The following is a 24951-nucleotide window of genomic DNA, read 5'->3' on the forward strand; positions in this document are numbered from 1 at the left end:
CCAGGGTCAAAAAGTCATAAATCCGATGCAAGCTTGCTTGCAGGAGGATTTTTGAACTTGGGACCCGCCAAAAACATGAGTAAGAAGCCATTTTTTGAAGAAAAATGAGCGGATTACGAATGTTTTTAGAATTGCGTGAGTGCAAAGCACGTAGCAATTCGGTATATGTATTTTTATTTATTTCTGCTGCGTCCCCGCTTTTTTGCTGCTCTGAGAGCAGCTTTTTTAGATGCCGGAGTGGTTTTTTCCGGTGATGCCGGAATTTCCGCAGCTGGTGCCGGAACCGGATCAGGTTTGGCTGTTTCCAGTTTCTTTGGCTCTTCTATGGCTGTGGCTAATTTCTTCGATTCTTCTTTTTTGGTCTCCAGCTTGTGTACCTCAGTTTTAGCTGTAGCTAATTTCTTTGGTTCTTCTTTTTTGGTCTCCAGCTTGTGTGCCTCCGTTTTGGCTGTAGCAAGCTTTTTGGGCTCTTCTTTCTTCGCCGCAGTCAGTTTTTTAGGCTCCGCCTTCTTTGTTGTTAACTTCTTTGGCTCTTCTTTTTTTGCAGTAGTCAGCTTTTTCGGTTCTTCCTTCTTTGTTGCTAATTTCTTTGGCTCAGATTTTTTCGCAGTAGTCAGCTTCTTCGGCTCAGATTTCTTCGTGGCCAGTCTCTTCGGGCTTTCCTTCTTCTCCTCTGGTGTGCAGGAAAATACCATAAAGCTCATTGGCGGAATATGGATCTCAATAGAGTTTTCTCTTTCATCCCATTCCATTTTTCTGGAAGATTTTACACGGCTGTTGGTACGGCCTTCGCCGCCAAATTCCTTAGAATCACTGTTAAAGATCTCTTTATACTTTCCTGCAAATGGCACTCCAAGACGGAATTTATCATGATCCACATTATCAAAGTTGCATACACAAAGAAGAGTTTCTTCTTTGCCCCTGCGCACAAACATGATCATGCTTTCCTCATGGTAGCTGCAGTTGATCCACTCAAATCCCTCTGTTTCAAAATCCTGCTCATACAGTGCCGGATGTGCCTGATACAACTTGTTTAACTCACGTACATAAGTCTGCATGTTCTTGTGCAGCGGATATTTTAACAGATCCCATTCCAGGGATGCATTTTCATTCCACTCGTCGATCTGACCATAGTCCTGTCCCATAAACAGCAGCTTCTTTCCCGGATGGGACATCATAAAGCCGTAAGCAGCCCTCAGATTTTCTGCCTTTGCCTCTAAGGTCTCTCCAGGCATTTTGCCCATCATAGAGCCTTTTCCGTGAACTACCTCATCATGGGAGAATACCAGGACAAAGTCTTCACTGTATGCATAAAGCATGGAGAAAGTCAATTCCCCATAGTTATTTTTACGGAAATACGGGTCACAGCGCATGTAGTTGGTGAAATCATTCATCCAGCCCATATTCCACTTATAATCAAAGCCCAGTCCGCCGTCCTTTGGATCACCGGTGATCATCGGCCATGCGGTAGATTCCTCTGCGATCAAGATCGCGCCATTTTTTCTGCCCTTAAATACAGTATTTAAGTGTTTTAAAAACTCTACTGCTTCCAGATTTTCATTTCCGCCGTAGATATTTGCCACCCATTCGCCATCATTTTTACCATAGTCCAGATACAGCATGGAAGCTACTGCATCCATACGGATGCCGTCTGCATGGTACTTCTCAGCCCAGAACAATGCGTTGGCGATCAGGAAATTAGATACCCCAGGACGGCCATAATTATAGATCAAAGTGCCCCAGTGAGGATGAGACCCCTTTCTTGGGTCTGCATGTTCATAAACGCAGGTTCCGTCAAAGCATGCCATTCCAAAGGCATCTCTTGGAAAATGGGCCGGTACCCAGTCTAAGATCACGCCAATGCCCTGTTCATGCATATAATCCATGAAATACATGAAGTCGTCTGGTGTGCCATAGCGGCTGGTGGGGGCATAATAACCAGTTACCTGATATCCCCAGGAAGCATCTAAGGGATGCTCCATAACCGGCAAAAGCTCTATATGGGTATACCCCATATCTTTTACATACTCTGCCAGTTTTACTGCCAGCTCCCTGTAGTTATAAAATTCAGAACCAATGATACCTTCCCCATTTTCGTCCTTTGCGATCTCTTTGCGCATCCAGGAACCTAAATGGACTTCGTAAATATTTAAAGGCTTGTCCTTCGTATCAGTAACAGCCCGCTTGTCCATCCATTTTTTATCTTTCCACTGATAAGTGTTGATATCCCATACGATAGAAGCATTATTTGGACGCAGCTCTGCATAGTTTCCATAAGGGTCAGCCTTCATCATAGGCAGTCCTGCAGCGGTCTTGATCTCATATTTATAAAGACATCCCACCTTCAGTCCCGGAATAAACAGTTCAAATACACTGGCATCTCCTTCGCCTACTTTGCGCATCTGATGGCGTCTTCCGTCCCATAAATTAAAGTCACCTACTACGCTGACACGCATGGCACATGGAGCCCATACTGCAAAATAAACACCTTCTATTCCATCAATCGTCATAGGATGGGCACCCATTTTCTCATAAATGTCGTAGTAGATGCCTGCTCCGAATTTCTTTAATTCCTCTTCTGTAAACTGAGGTCCGAAAGAGTAAGGATCATGGATCTCTTCCTCCGTTCCATTATCATATGTGACAAGCAAGGTGTAAGCGGTCACTGTTTTTCTCGGGATCAATACTGCATAAAAACCTGCTTCGTCTGCAAGCTCCATAGGATATTTTTTCCCATTTCCTGTCAGCTTTACAGTAATGGCCGTTGCTGTCGGGATAAATGCCTGTATTAATAAGCCTTCTTCTGTTACATGCGGTCCTAACATTCTATGGGGATCAGCTGACTCGGAATAAGTCAGTTCCTCGATCCCCGCCCAATCCATAAGATCATATAATTTCTGTTCCATCTGTGTTCCCCCTCCTGGCAAAAAGCAGCATTGGCCTTACTATAACTGTTGCGCCCGTTCTGAAATATTCTGTCTGAAATTGATCACATCATGCTCATACTCTTCATCCATAAGCGGAGAGGAGATCATAAAATCTGCGCTTGCCTTGTTGTTTGCAATAGGGATATCGTAAACCTGCGCAATACGCAGCAGTGCCTTTACGTCCGGATCATGAGGCTGTGCTGTCAACGGATCAGAAAAGAATATGACGAAATCGATCTGCCCTTCTACGATCTTGGCACCGATCTGCTGGTCTCCTCCTAATGGACCGCTGTTATATCCTTTTACCGGAAGCCCTGTATAATCAGTGATCATCCTTGCTGTAGTTCCGGTTCCGCATAGGAAATGTTTCTCCAGAATAGATTTATTTGCCTTACACCATTCCATTAATTCATGCTTTTTCTGATCATGGGCGATCAGGGCAATGTTTTTCTCTTTCTTAATAGTCATTGGGATAAATTCCATTGTATGCATGCCTCCTTTTGCTGTCTGTGTACTCTAAGGATCTTTCGGTGTCTAAAATGTTTCCTTACTCAACTACCGGATTAGTCAGTGTTCCTATTCCTTCTATGGTGCATTCTACCACATCCCCAGGCTTTAAAAATCTGGGCGGTGTAAATCCCATTCCCGCACCTGCCGGTGTACCTGTGGCAATAATGGTTCCCGGCTTTAATGTCATTCCCTTGGAAAGCTCACTGACAATGTGGTCAATTCCAAATATCAGCAGTTCTGTATTGCTGTCCTGTCTTAATTCCCCATTGACGCGGGACTGGATAGAAAGCTTTGGCGGATATGGGATATCTTCCACTGTTGTGATACATGGTCCCATTGGGAAAAATCCATCCAGGCTCTTTCCAAAATACCACTGGTTGTGCCGTGTCTGAAGGGTTCTGGCACTGACATCATTGATAATGGTATAACCGAAAATGTAGTTCTTTACTTCCTCCTCCGGCACATTTTTTGCTTCTTTTCCAATGATAACCGCCAGCTCCACCTCATAATCCAGATCAGTCACAATGTCAGAATGGCTTTGGATGCCATCACCGTTTGCCACTGATTCATTTACACGTTTGGAAAAGTAAACTGCGTAGGGACGCTCCCCTCCAAATGCCTCTTTTTTGTAGCGGGCAGATTCTTCTGCATGATCCATGTAATTGATGCCCAGACAGATCACATCCTGCTTTGGATTTTTGATCGGCGCCAGAAATCTGACCTCCTCTATCGGTGCCGCTCCTCTTATCTTGTACGGATCCTGACCAGATACGTACTCCAACAGCTGTTTTTCTGACTCGCTGATCCCTTCGATCAGTTCCTGCATCGTCTTATAATCCATATCCAGGGAGCGAAGAGGATAGACCCATTTTCCATCCTTGCTGATCACACCCAGACCGCCTTTATGCTCTACTTCATATGTAACAAGCCTCATAACAGCCTCCTTACCATTCTAATTAGCAATTTCTTAATGCTTACTTTATCACATTTTTCCGAATTTATCTATATTTCCGCATATATTTTACATAATTTCAGGGGATTTGGCAAACAATTCAGACGTTCTGCAGATTCTTGCCCTGACACAGCTGCCTGCTTTTTCCTGCACATATATAAATTACTCACATCACAACAGGCGCAGTAAAATCCACTGCGCCTGTAATGCTTTAATTATTCTTTTTTGCCTGTTCCTGCGTTTGTGCCAAAAAGTATTTTGACCCAAACATATTAAATTCCCAGGCGCTTAATCTCGTCATCCAGTAACTGGATCTCTTGATCGGTCAGCTCCCAGTCAAAAGCAGCACAGTTCTCTCTGGCCTCCTGCTCATTTCGCACACCAACCAGGGCAGTACCTACATAATCCTTCTGGGTACTCCAGTTAACTGCTACCTGGGCTACCGGCTTTTTATGACTTTCCGCTATCTGGTCCATCACCTTCAGCAGTTCCATGATCTTGGAAAACTTAGGCTCCTTAAAGAAATCATAAAAGGTCAGACGCAAGTCATTCGGAGCAAAATCCGGCAGTGTGCGAATGGCACCGGATAAGATGCCAGAGCCGAGAGAACCGTAGGTCATTGAGTCGATCCCCTTGGCAGCTCCCCATTTCATCAGATCCACAAATGTACGGTTTACCATAGAGAATGGCGGCTGCTGCACGTCGATCTGCAGGTACTTTTCAGCTTCCTCGATCTGCTCTTCTGAGAAATTGGATACACCAACAAAACGGATCTTACCCTGTTTCTTTAAGTTAGCCAGAGCAGCCATGGTTTCATCAATAGGGGTATTTACATCCGGCCAGTGGACAAAATAAAAATCAATGTAGTCTGTGCCCAGATTCATAAGTGAACTTTCTACCTCACGCATGGTGTTCTGATAAGTAGCGCATTTCTTATATCCTCCGGAATACACGTCCGTGATCAGGCCAAATTTGGTGGAGATCAGGATCTCATCCCTCTTAAGTCCCTGAATTGCTTCACCTACAATCTTTTCAGAAGAACCATTTCCATAGCAGGGTGCTGTGTCGATCAGATTTACGCCGCAGTCCAGCATAGTCCGGATAGCTTTGATGGAATCATTTCGGTCAACGGCTCCATAGTTCTGACCACCGATCGCCCAGGTTCCTACTGCTAAAGATGATACCTCCACACCTGCATTTTTAAACTGTTTATATCTCATAATTCCGCTCCTTTTAAAATCTTAGTTTTGAAACAAAACTTGGTTAATTGAAAAAAAACATACTGCAAAAAACTCAAAAATCAGATTGAAAATTTGTTAGGATTTAACAAGCGGATCTTTTTCACCACAAAGTCAATCATGGCTTCTCTGATATCAAACATCAGCCCTACGCCATCTCCATCAAACTTTTGAGACTTAATGTCTGCTTCCATGGCCCGATACATAGCCCTAAAGTATTCGGTGGCAATATTAAATTTACTCATTCCCAGATTCACAGCCTCCTTCAGCTGTTCTTCCGGAATATCTGAACAACCGTGAAGCACCAGAGGTACGTCCACCTTAGCCCGGATAGCTTTGATTCGGTCAAAATCCAGGTTAGGAACCTTCACATAAGGACCATGTGCATTTCCAACAGCAATAGCCAGAGAACCGCAGCCAGTCCGCTCCACAAAATCGACTGCCTGATCTACTCTCGTGTAATGATCTGTATTCGTAATATCATCCTCACTGGCTCCACTTCCTACATGTCCTAGCTCTGCCTCTACGTCTACGCCGAACACGTTAGCTGTCCGAACCACAGCCTTGGTCAATGCTACGTTCTCCTCAAAAGGCAGTGACGAACCATCCACCATTACCGATGGGAATCCATCTCGGATACCAGAAACAGCAATATCAAAGGTAGCAGAGTGATCCAGATGTACTGCCACCGGCACTGTTGCTTTCTCTGCCATGTCACAAGCTGCAAATGCGATATGTTTTAAGGCTGTATAGTTTTCAAAGCCCGGATAGAACTGGACAATTACCGGTACCCGCTCTCTTTCTGCTGCTTCGATGATATATTTTACTGTCTCCACATTCAGCGTATTTACTGCAGCAACACCATATTTATTTTCAGTGGCATGCTTCAAAAGTGTATTTACATGAACTCTTGGCATATAATTTCCTCCTTACTCCCAAACATATTAGATTCCCAGGCGTTTAATCTCGTCATCCAGTAACTGGATCTCTTGATCGGTCAGCTCCCAGTCAAAAGCAGCACAGTTCTCTCTGGCCTCCTGCTCATTTCGCACACCAACCAGGGCAGTACCTACATAATCCTTCTGGGTACTCCAGTTAACCGCTACCTGGGCTACCGGCTTTTTATGACTTTCCGCTACCTGGTCCATCACCTTCAGCAGTTCCATGATCTTGGAAAACTTAGGCTCCTTAAAGAAATCATAAAAGGTCAGACGCAAGTCATTCGGAGCAAAATCCGGCAGTGTGCGAATGGCACCGGATAAGATGCCAGAGCCGAGAGAACCGTAGGTCATTGAGTCGATTCCCTTGGCAGCTCCCCATTTCATCAGATCCACAAATGTACGGTTTACCATAGAGAATGGCGGCTGCTGCACGTCGATCTGCAGGTACTTTTCAGCTTCCTCGATCTGCTCTTCTGAGAAATTGGATACACCAACAAAACGGATCTTACCCTGTTTCTTTAAGTTAGCCAGAGCAGCCATGGTTTCATCAATAGGGGTATTTACATCCGGCCAGTGGACAAAATAAAAATCAATGTAGTCTGTGCCCAGATTCATAAGTGAACTTTCTACCTCACGCATGGTGTTCTGATAAGTAGCGCATTTCTTATATCCTCCGGAATACACGTCCGTGATCAGGCCAAATTTGGTGGAGATCAGGATCTCATCCCTCTTAAGTCCCTGAATTGCTTCACCTACAATCTTTTCAGAAGAACCATTTCCATAGCAGGGTGCTGTGTCGATCAGATTTACGCCGCAGTCCAGCATAGTCCGGATAGCTTTGATGGAATCATTTCGGTCAACGGCTCCATAGTTCTGACCACCGATTGCCCAGGTTCCTACTGCTAAAGATGATACCTCCACACCTGCATTTTTAAACTGTTTATATCTCATAATTCCACTCCTTTTAAAATCTTAGTTTTGAAACAAAGTTTGATTAATTGATAAAAAAACACCATGGTCTAATTTTATAAGTGAACCAGCAGCTGATAATGAGGTCAGCCAAGTTCCAGTGTACTCAAATACTGGTCCATCGCATATAATGCACCGCCCAACTGGCTGTCACATACCCCGTCCCCTTTTAAATACTCAATCTTAACCCGCCCCTCAATCTTAAAAAATGAAATTGATTGAATTCTTTTTTGAAGCGCATCTTCAAAGTATTTTCCCGCGCTGGCATATGGACCAGTAATAGTTATGATCTGCGGATCACAAGACAAAAGCAGATTACGAATCAGATAGGAAAAATATTTCACAATCTCGTCTACAACTCGGCACGCGTATGGGTTTCCCAGCTCCGATGCATCAAAAATATCCTTATAGCCACACCGTCCTGCTAATATCCTGGGGAAAAGCTGATCATCGCCGCATTCTCCTCCTATTTCTCTTGCTATATCCAAAATATGATCAATACCAACCAGATTTTCGAAGCAACCGTAGCTGCCGCAGACACATCTTCTCTTGCGATAGCTAGGCAGAATGATCATATGTCCAACTTCTCCCAAAAAACCATTGGCTCCCCGTTCTATCTTTCCCCGGTCAATCAAACATCCCACCGAATTTTCCCCAACAAACAGATTGAACATTTTCTGTTCCTTAAATTCCGGCCAGATCAAAAATATTGCATAAGCGCCGAACCGGCCGCTGTTGTCGATCCAGATGTTCTCAAACTCTGGCAGCTGTTCCTCCAATATGTCTCGGATCAGAATATTGCATCCCCAGTCTTCGTTATGAATGGGATAGTAGATGGCGCCGCTTCTTGCTTCAACAATACCATCAAATCCTACCGCAATACCGCAAATATCCTTTGCCTCAAGGCCGTTTTCCTCCACTAACTGACGTACTGTGGCTGCCAACTCCTGCATTGATTTGTGCGGACTCTCGGGCTGTGAGAACCACTTGCTTTTACTAGCTATTTTCTGACATTTCAAATTCATCAGGATTATTTTTACATGATCGGCTCCCACATAGCAGCCAATCACGTACTTAAATGTCTCATTTAGCGCAAATAATTCCGGCTTTTTTCCCCCTTCATCCGTAGAACTTCCCTTTCCTATAGATTTAATAAGTCCGTTCTCTTGAAGTACTGCAAGTATTTTGCTTACAGTTGTGGTACTTAAATTAATTCTCTCGGAAATCTCGCTGACCGAGGCTGTTGTCATAGTTCGAAACAGGGACAGAACCAACTTCTGATTATGCAGCTTAATATTTCGCGGCTTCCTGCTAGAACTGACCAAACTGTATTTCTCGTTGTTTCCCATGGGCTTTTGTACTCCTATTCTAGATTTTCATGATCATCTCTTTTAATATTGTCAATATCTCAATGGAGTACAACCCTGTTCTTCTTACGAAAAATCTCTCAAAAAACTCTGTTTTGGATGAACCTGATACCATATGTTCCAGCCTTGATCCTCGGCTTTTTTCGAGCTCTTCTCCTGCTGTCTGCATTAGCCTTGTATTTGTACTCTCATTCAAGATTTTTATTATCACCTATTTTTTTTTAACTGTCAATATCTCAATGGAGTACAAATCTGTTCTTCTTGGGAAAAATTCTTTATAAATGCTAATTGATAATTAATGCCATTCTGTATACTTTCCGGTACTGAACCTCTACAGCTGCACATCTACCGGTACATGATTCGGATTGCTGTGACGCATCTCCAGTTCCGTATTCACTTCCTCCATCTTTTCCTGACTCAGCGGATACATGCAGGACAGGATAACCTGAACCAGTGCCAGTACATTAGGAATTACAAACATAGCCAGACGAAGAGCTAAAATAGCACTGCCGCTCTGCTCCTGTCCCAGAACCAATGATGTATCCAATCCTCCGATTACATATACCAAAGTTACCAGTAAACCACCTACAGCAGGACCTACCTTAGTTGAAAAACTGTTGGCTGCAAAACCCAGACCATCCAGACGAACACCAAATTTTAATTCACCGTATTCCAGGGTATCAGCCAGCATAGACAGGACAGCCACGCCAGTCAGGGCACCGGATGCCGTACTTAACAGATAAAATACCAATACGGTATAGATATTTTTTCCTGCAAAAAATGCGCAAAAACCAAAGATAGCTGATAAGAAATAGCTTGTCATAAGACTCTTTTTATAGCCAAACTTTTTAATGATCACCGGTACAAAGGGCAGCACCACCAAGCCAGCCAGCTGACCCAGGGAAGAAAACAGTGCGCTGCGTGTTTCATCTACCTTAAAGTAGTACAGGAAATAATATGCCATGGATGTACTGGTAAATGGCTGACGCAGGAAATTTATCATGGTGATTGTAAATACTAAAATCCATGCCTTGTTTTTGAGCAGATATTTTACACTCTGTGTGATCGGAATTGCATTTTCTTTGTGCTTTCTTTTAATTTCTTCACGGCTCAGCCCTTCTAAAGCAGATGTATCTTCCTTCACAGTCTCCGGACAATTCCGGTAAAGAATAAAGAAACTGATCACACCACCTACACACATGATGCCTGTTACAAGGGTATATGCGTACACACGACCGCCCAGCATATTTCCAAAAAAAGCAACCATTGGAAGCGCTGTAGCATTTACAATAAAGATGCCGATGTAAGCACCGATCATACGAAAGCTTGACAAGGATGCTCGGTCCACTGAATTTTTTGTCATTAGCGGCAGCATGGATCCATATGGCAAATTCACAGTGGTATAAAATAATGCAAACAGAAAATATCCAAATGCTACCCAGCTGACTTTTACAATATTAGAAGCACCAGCAGGAGCTGAAAACATCATTAAACATGACAGAGCGCATGGCAATGCAAACCATTTGATCCACGGTCTGGCTTTTCCCACTTTGGTATGGGTACGATCCACGAGAGCTCCAACGCCAATATCGTTGATTGCATCCCAGATCCTGGCAATGAACATGATCATTCCCACGGCAGCTATGGATATTCCTAACATGTTGGTACAATAAAACATAAAGTAGTTAATAAGCATGTAGTTCATCAGGCAACACCCCAGATCGCCGAACATGTATGAATACTTTGTTTTGTTATTCAATCTACCTTTCCCATTCATAACCTTCCTCCATTAAATTTAGATTTTACACGATAGAAAAGCGAAATGCTGTATGACTTCTCCATGTTTCTCCCGCCGACACGATTGGATTTGGGAAATGAGACCAATGAACGGCATCGGGAAAATTTTGGGTTTCAAAACAGTAAGCGCAATGTCTATTGTATAACATGCCTTCTTTACAAGCCGTTTGACCGTCCAGATGATTGGCTGTATAAAACTGCACTCCCGGACGGTCGGTCCAAACTTCCATTCTCCGTCCGCTCTCCGGATCTTCTGCTGCTGCCGCAAGACGGAACCCCCGGCCAGCAACCACATAGTTGTGGTCAAAGCCGTTAAAGCTCAGATTGCTTTTTTCCAGCCGTTCCAGACTCTCTCCTAATGGGACCAGTTCCCGCAAGTCAAGGGCTGTACCTGCTGTCCGTAAAATTTCTCCTGTCGGAAGGCAGTTTTGGTCTGCTGCTGTGTAAAAATCCCCGCAGATCATTACTCGATGATATCTGGGCATGCCACTATCATGCCCCCCCAAATTAAAATAGCAGTGGTTTGTCAGATTAATAGGCGTGTCTGCTGACGGCTTTGCCGTGTAGGTGATCTCCAATGCAGCACCCACTATTTGATATTCCACCGTTACCCGTACCATGCCGGGAAATCCGCCCTTTCCAAAGTCCTCCAAAGACAAGCGTACCCTGTCTTCCCTGATCTCCTCCACCTGAAAATTCTGTGCAGCGTAATTTCCGCTGCCACTGTGGAGACAATTGCCACGATCATTGGCCTCCAACTGATACTTCTCTTTCACGATGGAAAAGCTAGCACCACCAATGCGGTTGGCTACCCGGCCAATAACCGCTGCGGAACAAGATTGATTATTCAAATACGCTTCTAAGCTGTCCTGACCCAAAACCACATCTTTTCGATCATCCTTACGATCCGGTACCCACAAACTTTTTATAATGGCACCCAGCGTGATGATTTCAGCCTGAACAGCTCCATTGCCTTTCAAGCGAATCAGGGAAACTTCCTCTCCTCCCGGCAAAACTCCAAAAGGAATGATTGTACTCATATTTCCCTCCTTTCCCCTTCGCCGGCAGACCGGTGAAGGGGATGCCACTCTTCAAGCTACAGAATGATCTCTGCCTTTTCCTCATCTGACAGTGGCTGCGGGATCATATCATTTTTAAAGGTACGTCCAGGAAGCATACATACAATATGTACCTCTTCACTGTTTACCGGATACTGTGTTCCATGAACGATCAGCGGATTCAATTTTACAAAAGTTCCCTTCGGTACATAGAATGCCTCCAGATTTTCTACAGAGAACTTATCTCCCATAGGACTTCCTACGAAAATTATCACATCGCCGTCCAGAGGAAGCAGCCCTTCACAGGTAAACTTATGTGCCTCCAGAAAAGCCACAATGTTTTTCTCCTGTTTCTTTACATGGCAGATGGAAATGGTTGGTAAGGTAGATGTACCGAAATCAAGTGTTACTAAATCCGCAAAAAAGTTTTCCGGGAAAATAGAATTTTTCTTCATCTCTTCATTGTCCAGAAGATTCTGGTAAGTTCCATATTTGCGGAATGCCTCTGCTGTCAGCTGTTTTGCTTTAATTGTATACATAAAATTATCCTCCTTAATAATTATAATTGCAACTTCATATTATTTATGGAACATTAGTCCACGATTTTATAAGCTGTGAATTCCCTGCTCATGCGCATTATCAAACTCAATCTCCAGATATCTGGCAACTTCCCGTAATACCGGCAGATAACTTCCGTAAGTACCGCCCAGGTGATGGATATATGGACCGAACATGAGTTTTTCCTCCCAGCGCTTCCAGTCATCTGTCTGCATCCACACATATGTTCCGTTAGTCTCCGGTCCTGTAGTCGTATCCGCTTCTCCAACAAATAAGGAATACTTTCCATCAATGTCATCGAAACGGCACAGTGTTAAATGTCCCTGTTTCAGTTCAAAACGTTCCTGTCCGTCCACCATTCTGGCCTGGCTCTCTGATGCTTTCAGTGAATACGGGAACGGTCCGCAATGCCACAGCAGTTCTGCATTGTCATTCTGAGGATGACGGATGGTCAGATCAGCCAAAAACTCAGAATCTTCATACAGGTTGCAGGCCCTTAAAATCGCTAATGTGATAGCACCGTTTACATCAGTCTCACAAGCCAAAGGATAGCCGCTGTCAGCCATCTCACCTAATACCGTACAAGGACATACTCCCAGCACTGCCGGGAACGCAGACCAGCATTCAAATGCTCCCACTGAACAGTTATTCTCTTCCATTAAGCTTTCAATTGCCAGCTTGGTTGCTGCTACCTTCTTTACATTCTCCTCTGGCATAGCGGAACAGTCAAGCCTTGCCGTCAGATCCTGATAATAGGCCTCATACTGCGCATTGTTGTCCTCGATCAGCTTTTTAGCACGCTCTGCTACTGCAAATGGAGAAATTGGTACAGTAGTAATTCCAATCCGGTTGATCAGATTTGCCTCATTGGTCATAACACTCATAAAAGGTACTGGACGCTCACCAATCTTAGCTACACGCAGATTCTTCAGGGCTTTCAGAACCGCTGCCACGCGAATGAAATTTTCGTAGCCCTTTGCAAAATCGTCGCTTTCCGTCTCACAGTTCCAGATGTAGCTGTATTTCACTCCATACCGTCTGAGTACCTTGGTCGCTGCGAACATGCCGCATTGGGTATCTCTTCCCCTGACTTCATCGCTATTGGGGCGTTCATCCCTTGCCCCCCATACCAGAGTTGGTACCTTGAATGCCCCTGCAATTTGAGCCACTACCTGTTCTTCACCAAAATCGCAGAATGGAAGAAAAAGCGCATCAATGCCGACCCGGCGGAATTTTTCCACAACTGCAGGAATCTTGGCTGTATCCCACATAATTCCGTTTTCGCACAGCTCATCTACATCGATGATTTCCACTGCTTCAGGCTTTATAGCTCGAATCCTAGCCATAAATTTGTCCTTTTGGCGCTTAGCTTCCTCCATGCTGAGAAAACTTCTTTTGGTAGGTGCCACTCCCAGTACTACTTTCTGCTTATACATATTAAATCCCCCTTTTATAAAATTCTACACGGGCATCAATGTCCGTATAGTTAATAACACCAGTTTCCATAAAATGCTGTGCAGTTTCCAGATCCGGAATACCGGCCCGTCCCCCAATTCTGGTACATTTGATAGCTGATACAGCGCTGGCAAGCTTTGCCGTATATTCTGCGGAATACCCTTTTAACAATCCTGCCAAAAATGCTCCATGATACACATCACCGGCTCCCACTGTATCCACCACATCCACTTTATATACCGGAAGCTCAAAGTAACCGCCCTTCGTCATTCCGATGCAGCCTTTCTCACCGAAAGTAAACACTACGATCTCCGGCCCCATCTCCATGACTTTTTTGCAGTTTTCCCGGCGATCTCCGCCATCAAACATGGCGTTGTAAACAAATTCTGATGCAACGAACACATCAATTTTTGGAATCATCTGACGCAGTTCTTCAGAGTCGGAATCTGCATCAATAAAGATTTTTGCTCCAGCCTTTCTGGCAATGTCTACTGCTAAATCCACCACCGGATTCAGCATAGAAATAAACAAATATTTTGTATTGGTCAGATATTCCAGTGGAAGTTCCTCTGCCTGCAGCTGCTCTGCCGTACCCGGATAATAAAGAATGCATCTTCCCATAGTTTCACGGTTGCTCAGCACAATATCGAAATTAGTCGTCTTTCCTTCCCTCTTTTTTAAGTAGGAAGTATCCAGGCCATGATGGATGAAATCCTCATCAACAAATTTTCCGTAAGAATCATCTCCCACGGCACCTAAGACAGCCCCCTTTGCCCCTAATCTGGCAGCAGCCACAATTCCAGTCGCTACTTTTCCACCGCCCTGCCAGCTAATGTTCTGGATTTGCTCAGCTCCATTTGAATCCGGATAAACATCTACGTTTACCGCCAGATCAACGCAAGGACAGTCAATCCCAACCACTTCAAATTTCATGTATAACGCCACCTTTCTTTCTTTTTTTGTTTATGTAATAAATTATCAAAATATTTACCAATCCTACAGCTACCATTCCTGCCGCTAATACCGTGAAAGATAAAGATACTCCCAACCGTTCAGTCATGCAGCCTCCTAAAATACTTCCGACTACCGCTCCGATTCCCGCCTGAACCATAGCCAGCCGGCTTTGTCCCTGTGAAATCTTTCCTTCCTGTACATTCTCGCTGATGAACACCACACAGCTATAATATGTAGTCATATAAGTCACGCTCTGGAGCAACTGAGAAGCCAACATCAGTGGAAGCACTCCGCTGCCTGCCAGCAGCAGCCGCGTCGCCATCATGAATACAGAAAATTCCAGCAACCGCACCGCACCAAACTTTTTTACCAAACGGTCGGCAAACAACAGCACTGGCAGCTCGCTCATTGCAGATATACAGCTGGAAAGTCCCACAATAAACTGCCCGTAACCTAAGGACATTACATAGACTGAATAGAAGGTTCCTGTAAAGCTAAGCCCTAGCTGCATAACAAATGCCAGCAGCAGAACCAGATAAATCTGCTTTGTCTTAAAAATTTCCCCCCCGAATTTCTGCTTTTTTATCTCAACAGACTGCCTGGTCTTATCTTCCGGAAGCAGCCGGAGAAAAAATGTCAGCAGAAAGAAACCGCAGCTTCCTAAAACAAAGATTAATTCCGGTCGAGCTTTCAAAAAATTCCCCAAAACTAAAGCTGTAATTGCATAGCCGGTTGTTCCACCCATACGGATCTTTGCAAAGTTTGCCTTTTGTCTTGCCGCCTCCTGTGTAACCAATGCATCTGCCAGAGGCAGAATAGATGTCTGAAATACCGTAAAGCATAAAGTTGCTGCCACAAACGCATGAAAACTTACATGGAGCAGATAGGTGAGAATCGTCAGGCCGCTTCCTATAGTCACAATCATCAGAACTCTTCTGCGTTTTCCCAGCCGGTCACTTATGTAAGCCCACAAAGGTTGGATCAATGTGGAAACCACTGGTCCAATAGCGGTCAGCACGCCTACCTGAAATGGAGTAATCCCCTGCTCCGCATAGTATGCGCCGATAAACGGTGCATACAGTGCTGTAGTCACCCACACAAAGGTATTGACAGCTAATAATTGACCTGCACTTCCTCTCTCCATACGCTTTTCTCCTCTCCTCAAACGGAAGTGTTGATTTCTTAACTGATATCCACATTATATATTCTACAGCTTAGTTTGTAAATATACTTTTATAACTAAATTCAAAAACTATTTTTGTGCAGAATTACCAATTGTTGCGTGGACTTTCTAAAAAATTAATGTAAGTTCACATATTACCTTATAAGCCTGAATAACAACAGTAGGTGCCAATGCCCCCACCCCCACAACCAGAAGCTGATCCCTGCTCAGATCTGCTGCCAGAAATACCTTCTGCAACTGGGGTACAAACAGCACAGCCCCCATAAATACAAGTCCTGCTAAAAGTGCCATTACGCACCAGAGATTGCTCCTTATCCCCAGCGAAAACAGGCTTTTTCTTCCTCTGCAGTTAAAACCGTGGAGCAGTCTTGCAAGGATCAGCGTGGTAAATGCCATAGTGCTGGCAATGGCTTCGCCCCCATTCTCATAGCCTTTTTCCCATGCCCACATGGTAGCGCCTCCAATCAGAACCCCCTGAACCAGAACATTAGCCACAAAAGAACAGGTCAGTATCCCTTCCTTTGGATCTCGCGGCAGCTGACACAGAAGATCTTTGTCAGCCGGTTCCATCCCAATGGCAATAGCCGGAAGAGAATCTGTCAGCAGATTGATAAATAGCAGATGTACAGGTGCGAATGGCAGCGGCAATGCTTTTATGGATGTATACAATACACAAAGAATACCTGCCATATTTCCAGACAGCAAAAAACCGATCGCATTTTTAATATTCCGATATACATTCCTACCATTTGCCACTGCTTTGATGATCGTGGCAAAATTGTCATCTGTCAGTATCATATCCGCTGCATCTCTGGAAACCTCTGTTCCTGACTTTCCCATGGCAATGCCGATATCCGCTTTTTTTAATGCAGGGGCATCATTGACCCCGTCTCCGGTCATAGCCGTAATATGCCCTTTTCTCTGCCACGCTTCTACAATGCGGATCTTATGCTCCGGAGACACTCTGGCATATACGCTGATCTGTTCCAGTTTTCTTTCCAGTGCCTGCTCATCCATCTGCTCCAGTTCCGCTCCTGTTACCGCCAGATCCCCGGAAACAAAGATCCCTATATCAGCTGCCACTGCCACTGCTGTTGCCTTATGATCACCGGTTATCATCACCGTCCGTATCCCCGCCTTTTTCGCCTCTGCAACGGCCCTGCGCGACTGAGGTCTTGGTGGATCAGACATAGCTGCAAGACCCAGAAAAATAAGATTTTCCGCCAGGTCTTCCCCTGCTTTTCTCTCATCTAATGGTCTGCATGCAAGTGCAAGGACACGCATACCTTTTCTTGCCCAGGCTGCATTTTGCTGCAAAATTCGGTTTTTGTCTGAAAATAACATGGGCCGCCCCCAGGAAGTGCCTTCTGCACTTTCCGGCCTGCGCTTTCCTGAAAAAACCGGATTGACCACATAAGCACATCGGGGCAATAATACATCGGCTGCTCCTTTTACGAATAGAACCTGTTCTCTTCCCTTTATACAAAGTGTCCCCATATACTTTCTTTTAGAATCAAAGGGCAGTTCCAGAAGGCGTTTCCAGCCTTTCCGTATCATTTCCGGTTCTTCTCCTGCTTCCTTTGTCATCTCTAAAAGAGCCTGCTCCAAAGGATCTGATGTTTCTTCCGGCAAACCGCCCCATGCATTATTTGCAAGTACCGCAGTTTCCAGAAATAGGAAATTTTCATGTTTTTTCAGCTGTCTTACCGGCACTTCTTCTCCATTTAAAAACACAGCCTCTGTCCTCAGACGGTTCTGGGTCAGCGTTCCTGTTTTATCTGAACAGATCACAGATACGCAGCCAAGGCTTTCCACTGCCTTCAGATTCTTTATAACTGCATGCTCTTTGGCCATTTTCTGTGTTCCCATTGCCTGGACAATGGTCACAATGGAGCCGAGAGCTTCCGGAATAGCCGCAACTGCCAGTGCCACCGCAAACATAAGGGCATCCAGAACCGGTTCCCTGCGATATAGGCTGATCAGAAAGACCACGCTGCAGATTCCCATGATCACCAATGCCAGATGCCCGGAAAACTGGTCCAGACTGACCTGAAGCGGCGTTTTCTTTTCTGTTGTGCGGTTCATTAAAGAAGCGATCTTCCCGATCTGGGTATCCATCCCCGTAGCTGTTGCCACTGCTGTTCCTCTGCCTCCTGTGATCAGAGCACCAGAAAAGACCATATTGCTCTGATCTCCCAGAGCAATATCTTCCTGCTGTGGAAACAGGCTTTTTTCGTTTTTTTCTACATTTAAAGCTTCCCCTGTAAGGGAGCTTTCATTGCAAGTAAGGCCTGTTGCCTGTAAAATGCGGCCGTCTGCTGCCGCTATCCCTCCTGTTTCCAAAACCAGGATATCTCCGGGAACCACCTTGGAAGCAGGTACCATGCAGATCCGCCCTTCCCGAAGGAGCAGTGTGTCTGTAGATGCCAGACGTTTTAAACTTTCCAGGGATCTTCTGGCTTTCTGGTGCTGAACAGTCCCTAAAACGGCATTTAATAAAAGGACCGAAAAAATCACCAGAGCACTTTCCGGATCTCCTGTGACCATAGACACCCCTGCTGCGCCAATAAGGATCATGACTAAAAGGTCCTTAAACTGTCCCAAAAATATCTGCCACCAGGGCATTTCTTCCTGCTCTTTTAAAATATTTTCCCCATATACTTCAAGCCGTTTTTCTGCCTCTTCCTCACTAAGCCCGGTCCTGTTGGTACTAAGACGTTTTAATACTTCCTCCTGAGTCAGACCATACCATTGTTCCATTCCTGCCTCCCTGCAAACCCCATATAGAAAAAAATGAGGATGCCCTGACCAGCCTGGTCTTTACAGCATCCTCATCTGAATGTATATATTGTCTCTTTTTTGATAATACTATCTTTATGCAGGAAAAAACAGGCTTATGACCTGCCGCCAAATATCATTTCAAAAGCAACTCTGTATCCTAAAGGAAGGGAAGCTTCCTCTACATATTCCTCTCTTGTATGAGCGCCGGCTCCACTGTAGCAGCCCACGCACACGCTTGGGATACCCATAGAAAGCGGGATATTGCAGTCTGTAGAACCTGAACCAACTCCAGGGCAGATTCCTGTCACTGTTTCTACCGCTGCTTTTGCACGTTCAAGAAGGTGTGCCTGACGTTCTTTATCTACATCACCGGAGCATGGACGAATGCCCAGGATCTCATAAGTAATATTAAGACCAGCTGCCTTTGCCTCATTTACTGCTGCCTCAAATTTTTCTTCCATATAAGCCAGATTTACTTTTCTGTCAGAGCGGAACTCGTATAACATGGAAGCTTCCTGGGCAATGGTATTAACAGAAGTGCCACCGGAAATAGTACCCACGTTGTAAGTGGTCTTTCCGCCTTCCGGCACCTTGATCTGATACAGCTTTTCAATGATACCTGCCAGTTTTTCAATGGCATTATCATTGCCGAAATTGCCAAAAGAATGTCCGCCCTGAGTGCGTACCGTCACTTTATAACGGTTAGATCCCACTGCTTCATCTACCAGATGCTCCAGGCTGCCGTCAAAGGTGCAGAAAGTGTTCATACGGCTGCCGTAATCTTCGCAGATCTTTTTAACGCCTTTCAGGTTTCCAAGACCTTCTTCTCCTGAATTGCATACAAAGATCAGTCCAGGTTCTGTTTCCGACCGGATCTGGTTAAGTTTGCTTTCTTTTATCATAAGAGCAGTATATTTTGCTGCCAGAAGGACACATACAAGGCAGGCAGTGTCATCACCTACGCCCGGACAGCAGATACGTCCATTTTCCACCTTTAAAGGAAGTTCCGTCTCATCTGGAAAAACTACGTCTGTATGGGCCATATAAACATCCACATTATCCCTTAAAACAGCTGGATAAACTACATTTAATGCCTCATCAATATAGACTCCCTCTGCTCCCTGTTCCTTTAACCAGTTACAGCAAAACTGGGCTCTTTTTTCCTCATGATTAGATGGGGAAGGGATCTTTGCAATGGTAAGAAGCAGGTCATATGCCTCTTTTTCATGTTCCTTGATAAAACGCTCCATAGCTTCGCTTAACATATTACATTCCTTCTTTCCGGTTCTCTTTAGGACCTTTTCTTTTCATTTCTGCCTTTATTTCTGTTTTTGTTTCCGCTTTTGTTTCCGTCTTTGTTGCATTTTCTGCTTCTGTTTTTATTTCCGTTTTTATTTCTGCCTTTATTTCTATCCTTTTCCCTGCCCTGCTTCCTGAATGCTTTTGGATCTGAACTACAGCCTTCTTTTCCGGACATTTAAGTCCGGCAAATACCTGGATAGATCTTGCAAGAACTAGAGCCTCTTTCTGGTCATCCAGAAGTTTTTCTTTGCCTTCCGTAAAAAATCCATTCATGTTATCTTCTGCCGTATCTAATACCTGATGCCAGCTGTATCCTGAAGGAAGATTGGGAAGTGCAAATGTATGTGGCTCCCAATGCATATTATAGGCAGTATAAAAGTACGGTTCTTCGCTGCCATCTGCATTTTCCCCATAAGAAGCACTGTAAAATACCCCCAGCTGGCGGCTGTAGCGTTCAAAGTCCGGACACCAGGCCTTTTCCCCATGGAAAGATACATCCGGCAGGCCTACGGACTTATGATCCATTAATGTAGGTTCTGTGCTGCGGTGGAACAGACTGTGCTTTTTGCGGAATGAAATAAGCTCTTTTGTAAACTCATAAAGTCCCTTATGGGCATCTGATAAATTCCAGTTTAACCAGGATATCTCATTGTCCTGACAATAAGCATTATTATTTCCCTTCTGGGTGCGGCCAAATTCATCACCTGCCATGATCAGCGGTGTTCCCTGGCTTAAAAAGAGCATGGTAAGGGCATTTTTAAGCTGGCGTTTGCGCAGTGCAAGGATCTTTTTCTTTCGCACCGGACCTTCTGCACCACAATTCCAGGACTGGTTGTAATCAGTGCCATCATGATTTTCCTCGCCATTGTCCTCGTTGTGCTTGTGATCGTAGGAAACCATATCTAACAGCGTAAAGCCATTGGTATTTGCCATGTAGTTAATAGAAGCTACTGTATCCGGGTTGTCCTTTACATGAAGAGCCACCTGGTTCAACATACCTTCATCGCCTTTTAAGAAGCTGCGCATATCCAGCATAAATCCTGTCTCGTAAGCAGACAGACGCCGACCGGGACCTTTCTTTTCTTCTTTGGATCTGCTGCTTCTGTCTGTTCCCTTTTCCAGCCTCACTTCGTCCCAGTTTTTCGCCCAAAGCTTCAGATCAGCAAGGTAAGGATCCTTTACAATAGTTTCCAAAGGAGCATAACCCACTATATGTATACCATCTACATGATACTCTGCCGCCCAGAAGCGCAGCACATCTACCACATAGGAAGGCGACTGTGTCCCATCAAAGTATAACTCAATGGCCAGTTCCAGTCCTGCCTTATGTAATGCTTTTACCAGAGTCTTAAACTCTTTTACCGGGTCTTTTTTCTGTCCAGGTGCCGCGCCTGCATAAGCAGCTTTTGGCGCAAAGCTGTGTCCACAGCAGTAGCCCCAGTAATTTACCTTTCCGGGAACATCTTCCATGACTTCATCAAATTCTACAGGCGGCATCATTTCTACTGTGGTAATGCCCAGTTCTTTCATATAAGGGATCTTATCTGCGACCGCTCCAAATGTTCCCCGCTTCCAGCTTTCCCCTTTAAAGGAAGCATGCTTTGAAAACCCTCTTGGATGTATCTTGTATACAATGCACTCATTAGCCGGAATTTTAGGCCGTCTGTCCTCTTCCCAGTCAAAGTCTTCTTTCACTGCTTCAAAAGGTGTGTGCAGCGCCCGTGCTGCTGCCTTCTCATCTCCCCATTTTTCCCGTCCTGTAAAACAGGTTCCAAATGGATCTGGAATTTCTTTTTCTTCTTCCTCAAAGGCATATTCCAGACCTGTAAAATCTCCTTTTACCGTCATATAATGCACATTTCCCATACGGGCATTTTCCGGAAATGCAAGTCTGGCCATCCGTTTTCTGCTTCCCTTTTCAAAAAGCAGCAATGCCGGTTTTTTCTCAGAAACAAATGCCACATCAAATCCCCCCTGAGTCTTTGTCACTCCCAGGGGATAGATTTTTCCCTCATTTGTCTCTATGCTATACTCTCTTTTCATATATTGCGCCTTTCAATCCCATTTCCTTTATTTGCGCTATCAAATCCCGCTGCGCGGCATTGCCGCAAGGAAGCCGCCTCTCAGATTTTGGCCTATTTCTGGCTTTCAATCTGCTCCACCAGATCCGTCAGATACATCCACCTGTCCATTTTCTCCTCCAGCTGTGCTTCTTTTTCTGTTTTTTCCTTCATCAGCTCATTCAGACGTGTATAATTGCTGGCAGACTTTTCAATCTCTGTTTCCAGGGCTGCTATAGCTTCTTCCAGACCTGCAATATCTCCTTCAATGGTCTCCCATTCTCTCTGCTCTTTATAGCTTAAACGCAGCTTTTTCTGGGCTCCGGAAGTCTCCTTCCAGTTGTTTTTATTCACTGCCTTTGCGTTCGGATCATTATCTTCAACGGCATTTTTGTCTGAAGCTTTGCCCAAACCTGCATTTCCGCTGATCTGTGGATGACGCTCATTCCATGCACGCTGATAATCGGTAAAACCGCCTTCATACTGCTGCACCACCCCATTTCCCTCAAAAGCGAAAATACGGTTTACCACACGATCCAGAAAATAACGGTCATGAGATACAGTGATAACGATACCCGGGAATGTATCCAGGTAATCTTCCAGTAAGATCAATGTCTGGATATCCAGGTCATTGGTAGGCTCGTCCAGGATCAGTACATTTGGCGCTTCCATGAGGATACGCAGAAGGTACAGACGACGTTTTTCACCTCCTGAAAGCTTTCCGATGGTTGTATACTGCATACTGGATGGGAACAGGAAACGTTCCAGCATCTGGCTGGCGCTGATGCTGCCGTCTTTTATTTTTACATATTCTGCTGCATTGCGGATATAGTCGATCACCTTCAGGCTCTCATCCATGGCCTCATTTTCCTGGGAGAAATAGCCCAGTTTTACAGTCTGTCCTATCTCTACTGTACCGGAATCCGGTTCTACCCAGCCGGCAATGATCTTCATCAACGTAGACTTTCCGCTTCCGTTCTGGCCGATAATACCTACACGGTCATTTTTCAAAAAGATATAGGTGAAATCCTTCATCAGCACCTTATCCCCATATGATTTGCAGATATCCTTCAGCTCTACAGTGGTACGTCCCAGACGGCTTCCAATAGACTCCAGCTGTACATTTCTGTCATACTCCGGACCTTCCTGGTCACGCAGCTGCTCATATCTTTGGATATGGGCTTTCTGCTTGGTAGAACGGGCTCTTGCACCGCGCTGCATCCAGGCAATCTCTGTGCGCAGGATAGACTGGCGCTTGCGTTCTGCTGCCTCTGCCATGCTTAAACGTTCTGCCTTTAATTCCAGATATTTCTCATAACCGCCCTGATAACTGTACAGCTTTCCCTTGTCCAGCTCAACAATACGGTTGGTAACACTATCCAGGAAATAACGGTCATGGGTGATCATTAAAAGTGCACCCTTAAAGGACTTTAAATAACCTTCCAGCCAGTCAGCCATCTGACTGTCCAGGTGGTTGGTCGGCTCGTCCAGTATTAAAAGATCCGCTGTACTTAAAAGAACGCTTGCAAGAGCCACGCGCTTTCTCTGACCACCGGAAAGAGTCTCCACTTTTGCGTCAAAATCTTCAATCTCCAGGCGATTTAACATGGACTTTGCAGAAGCCTTTAATTCTTCCACAGAGCTGAAATGAGGCTCATTTTGATTGTCCCTTACAATACTGTCAAGAATGGTATCTCCAGGGGTAAACTCCGGGATCTGGGGCAGATAGCGGACATACAGGCTGCGCCCCTTTACAACCGTACCGCCGTCCGGCTCCTCTAAACCTGCCACAATGCGCAGCAACGTAGATTTTCCTGTGCCATTGATGCCGATAAGACCTACTTTTTCCCCTTCGTTGATGGAAAATGCAGTATCATTAAACAGCAGGCGTTCTGTATAGGATTTTGTTAAATGTTCTATGGTAAGTAAATTCATGCGGTGATTATTCCTTCATTATTTCTTCATTATTTCTTCGTTTTAGTCTCCAAAAAAAGTATAGCACAAAGAAAAAACCGCGGCTACCTTTTGATCACTAATTCCACCGGACAATGGTCGGAACCAAACACCTCTGTATAGATCTTTGCACTCTCTAAGTCATCTTTTAAGCTCTCGCTGACACAGAAATAGTCAATGCGCCAGCCTGCGTTCTTTTCCCTTGCTTTAAAACGGTAGGACCACCAGGAGTAGATTCCTTCTGTATCCGGGTAAAAATAGCGCCAGGTATCAATAAAACCGGCATTTAAAAGATCCGTAAACTTGCCTCTTTCTTCATCTGTAAAGCCCGCATTTTTCCGGTTGGTCTTTGGATTTTTCAGATCGATCTCCTTGTGGGCTACGTTTAAATCTCCGCAGAAGATCACCGGCTTTTTTTCCTCTAACGTCTTCAGATATGCCCTGAATGCATCTTCCCAGGTCATACGGTAGTCCAGTCTGGCAAGACCGTCTTTGGAGTTTGGTGTATAGCAGGTAACGATGTAATATTCCGGAAACTCAGCTGTGATCACTCTGCCTTCGTGGTCATGCTCCTCAATGCCAAGACCATAGGAAACAGAGATCGGCTCTTCCTTTGTAAACATAGCTGTGCCGGAATATCCTTTTTTCTCAGCATAGTTCCAGTACTGGTAATAGCCCGGCAGATCCAGATCGATCTGTCCTTCCTGCAGCTTGCTTTCCTGTATACAGAATACATCTGCATCTGCCTCATTGAAAAAGTCCATAAAACCTTTTCCCACACAGGCACGCAGACCATTTACATTCCAGGATATGAGTTTTTTCATGATGTTCTCCTTTGCTGTATATCAATTTCCCCGCCTTATGATGGGGAAACCAGTTGTGCTCCAATGCCCTGCGAAGCGGGGCAAAGGTACTCAATTATTCCTAGTACATCATTTACGAAACG

18 protein-coding genes are annotated in these 24951 nt (G+C 44.8%); all 18 read right to left on the reverse strand.

The features are described from left to right. Positions 1 to 173: 173 nt before the first annotated feature. The 18 genes from glgB to OGM16_04495 all read right to left on the reverse strand — a co-directional run bounded on the left by glgB (position 174) and on the right by OGM16_04495 (position 24829). A complete protein-coding gene (glgB, locus tag OGM16_04410) occupies positions 174 to 2906 on the reverse strand; it encodes a 1,4-alpha-glucan branching protein GlgB (GenBank protein ID UYJ47521.1) in 2733 nt (910 codons plus the stop codon). A gap of 39 nt (positions 2907 to 2945) precedes the next feature. Then, a complete protein-coding gene (locus OGM16_04415) occupies positions 2946 to 3410 on the reverse strand; it encodes a methylglyoxal synthase (GenBank protein UYJ47522.1) in 465 nt (154 codons plus the stop codon). Between the two features lie 64 nt (positions 3411 to 3474). Then, positions 3475 to 4371, reverse strand: coding sequence for a fumarylacetoacetate hydrolase family protein (locus OGM16_04420; GenBank protein UYJ47523.1), 897 nt, complete (start codon positions 4369 to 4371; stop codon positions 3475 to 3477). Between the two features lie 290 nt (positions 4372 to 4661). Continuing rightward, positions 4662 to 5609, reverse strand: a complete 948-nt coding sequence (locus tag OGM16_04425) for an aldo/keto reductase (GenBank protein ID UYJ47524.1) — start codon at positions 5607 to 5609, stop codon at positions 4662 to 4664. A gap of 80 nt (positions 5610 to 5689) precedes the next feature. Further along, the gene (locus tag OGM16_04430; protein ID UYJ47525.1) at positions 5690 to 6544 is read right to left on the reverse strand and encodes a class II fructose-bisphosphate aldolase; all 855 of its coding nucleotides are present in this window, start codon (positions 6542 to 6544) and stop codon (positions 5690 to 5692) included. Positions 6545 to 6571: 27 nt separating this feature from the next. After that, complete coding sequence (locus OGM16_04435) at positions 6572 to 7519, reverse strand: aldo/keto reductase (protein UYJ47526.1); 948 nt, start codon at positions 7517 to 7519, stop codon at positions 6572 to 6574. A gap of 104 nt (positions 7520 to 7623) precedes the next feature. Beyond that, positions 7624 to 8886 (reverse strand): ROK family transcriptional regulator, encoded by a 1263-nt coding sequence (locus tag OGM16_04440; protein ID UYJ47527.1) that lies wholly within the window; start codon positions 8884 to 8886, stop codon positions 7624 to 7626. A gap of 349 nt (positions 8887 to 9235) precedes the next feature. Continuing rightward, the gene (locus OGM16_04445) at positions 9236 to 10681 is read right to left on the reverse strand and encodes a glycoside-pentoside-hexuronide (GPH):cation symporter (GenBank protein UYJ47528.1); all 1446 of its coding nucleotides are present in this window, start codon (positions 10679 to 10681) and stop codon (positions 9236 to 9238) included. Between the two features lie 25 nt (positions 10682 to 10706). Beyond that, the gene (locus OGM16_04450) at positions 10707 to 11741 is read right to left on the reverse strand and encodes a galactose mutarotase (GenBank protein ID UYJ47529.1); all 1035 of its coding nucleotides are present in this window, start codon (positions 11739 to 11741) and stop codon (positions 10707 to 10709) included. A 56-nt stretch (positions 11742 to 11797) separates the two neighbouring features. After that, positions 11798 to 12298, reverse strand: a complete 501-nt coding sequence (locus OGM16_04455; GenBank protein ID UYJ47530.1) for a hypothetical protein — start codon at positions 12296 to 12298, stop codon at positions 11798 to 11800. A gap of 66 nt (positions 12299 to 12364) precedes the next feature. After that, the gene (locus tag OGM16_04460; protein UYJ47531.1) at positions 12365 to 13753 is read right to left on the reverse strand and encodes a fucose isomerase; all 1389 of its coding nucleotides are present in this window, start codon (positions 13751 to 13753) and stop codon (positions 12365 to 12367) included. A gap of 1 nt (position 13754) precedes the next feature. Further along, a complete protein-coding gene (locus OGM16_04465; GenBank protein UYJ47532.1) occupies positions 13755 to 14705 on the reverse strand; it encodes a carbohydrate kinase family protein in 951 nt (316 codons plus the stop codon). Beyond that, the gene (locus OGM16_04470) at positions 14695 to 15870 is read right to left on the reverse strand and encodes an MFS transporter (protein ID UYJ47533.1); all 1176 of its coding nucleotides are present in this window, start codon (positions 15868 to 15870) and stop codon (positions 14695 to 14697) included. Before OGM16_04470 ends, OGM16_04465 begins: the two co-directional genes overlap by 11 nt. A 147-nt stretch (positions 15871 to 16017) precedes the next feature. Beyond that, entirely contained in the window at positions 16018 to 18669 is a 2652-nt protein-coding gene (locus tag OGM16_04475; GenBank protein ID UYJ47534.1) for a cation-translocating P-type ATPase, read from the reverse strand. 134 nt (positions 18670 to 18803) lie between these two features. Next, complete coding sequence (locus OGM16_04480) at positions 18804 to 19733, reverse strand: M20/M25/M40 family metallo-hydrolase (protein UYJ48390.1); 930 nt, start codon at positions 19731 to 19733, stop codon at positions 18804 to 18806. 223 nt (positions 19734 to 19956) lie between these two features. After that, on the reverse strand, positions 19957 to 22035 hold the full coding sequence (locus OGM16_04485; GenBank protein UYJ47535.1) for an alpha-amylase: 2079 nt from the start codon (positions 22033 to 22035) through the stop codon (positions 19957 to 19959). 92 nt (positions 22036 to 22127) lie between these two features. After that, positions 22128 to 23987 (reverse strand): ABC-F family ATP-binding cassette domain-containing protein, encoded by a 1860-nt coding sequence (locus OGM16_04490; GenBank protein UYJ47536.1) that lies wholly within the window; start codon positions 23985 to 23987, stop codon positions 22128 to 22130. An 83-nt stretch (positions 23988 to 24070) separates the two neighbouring features. Next, positions 24071 to 24829 (reverse strand): exodeoxyribonuclease III, encoded by a 759-nt coding sequence (locus OGM16_04495; GenBank protein ID UYJ47537.1) that lies wholly within the window; start codon positions 24827 to 24829, stop codon positions 24071 to 24073. Between the last annotated feature and the right edge of the window lie 122 nt (positions 24830 to 24951).

This window comes from Lachnospiraceae bacterium (assembly GCA_025758065.1).
Taxonomy (GTDB): domain Bacteria; phylum Bacillota; class Clostridia; order Lachnospirales; family Lachnospiraceae; genus Enterocloster.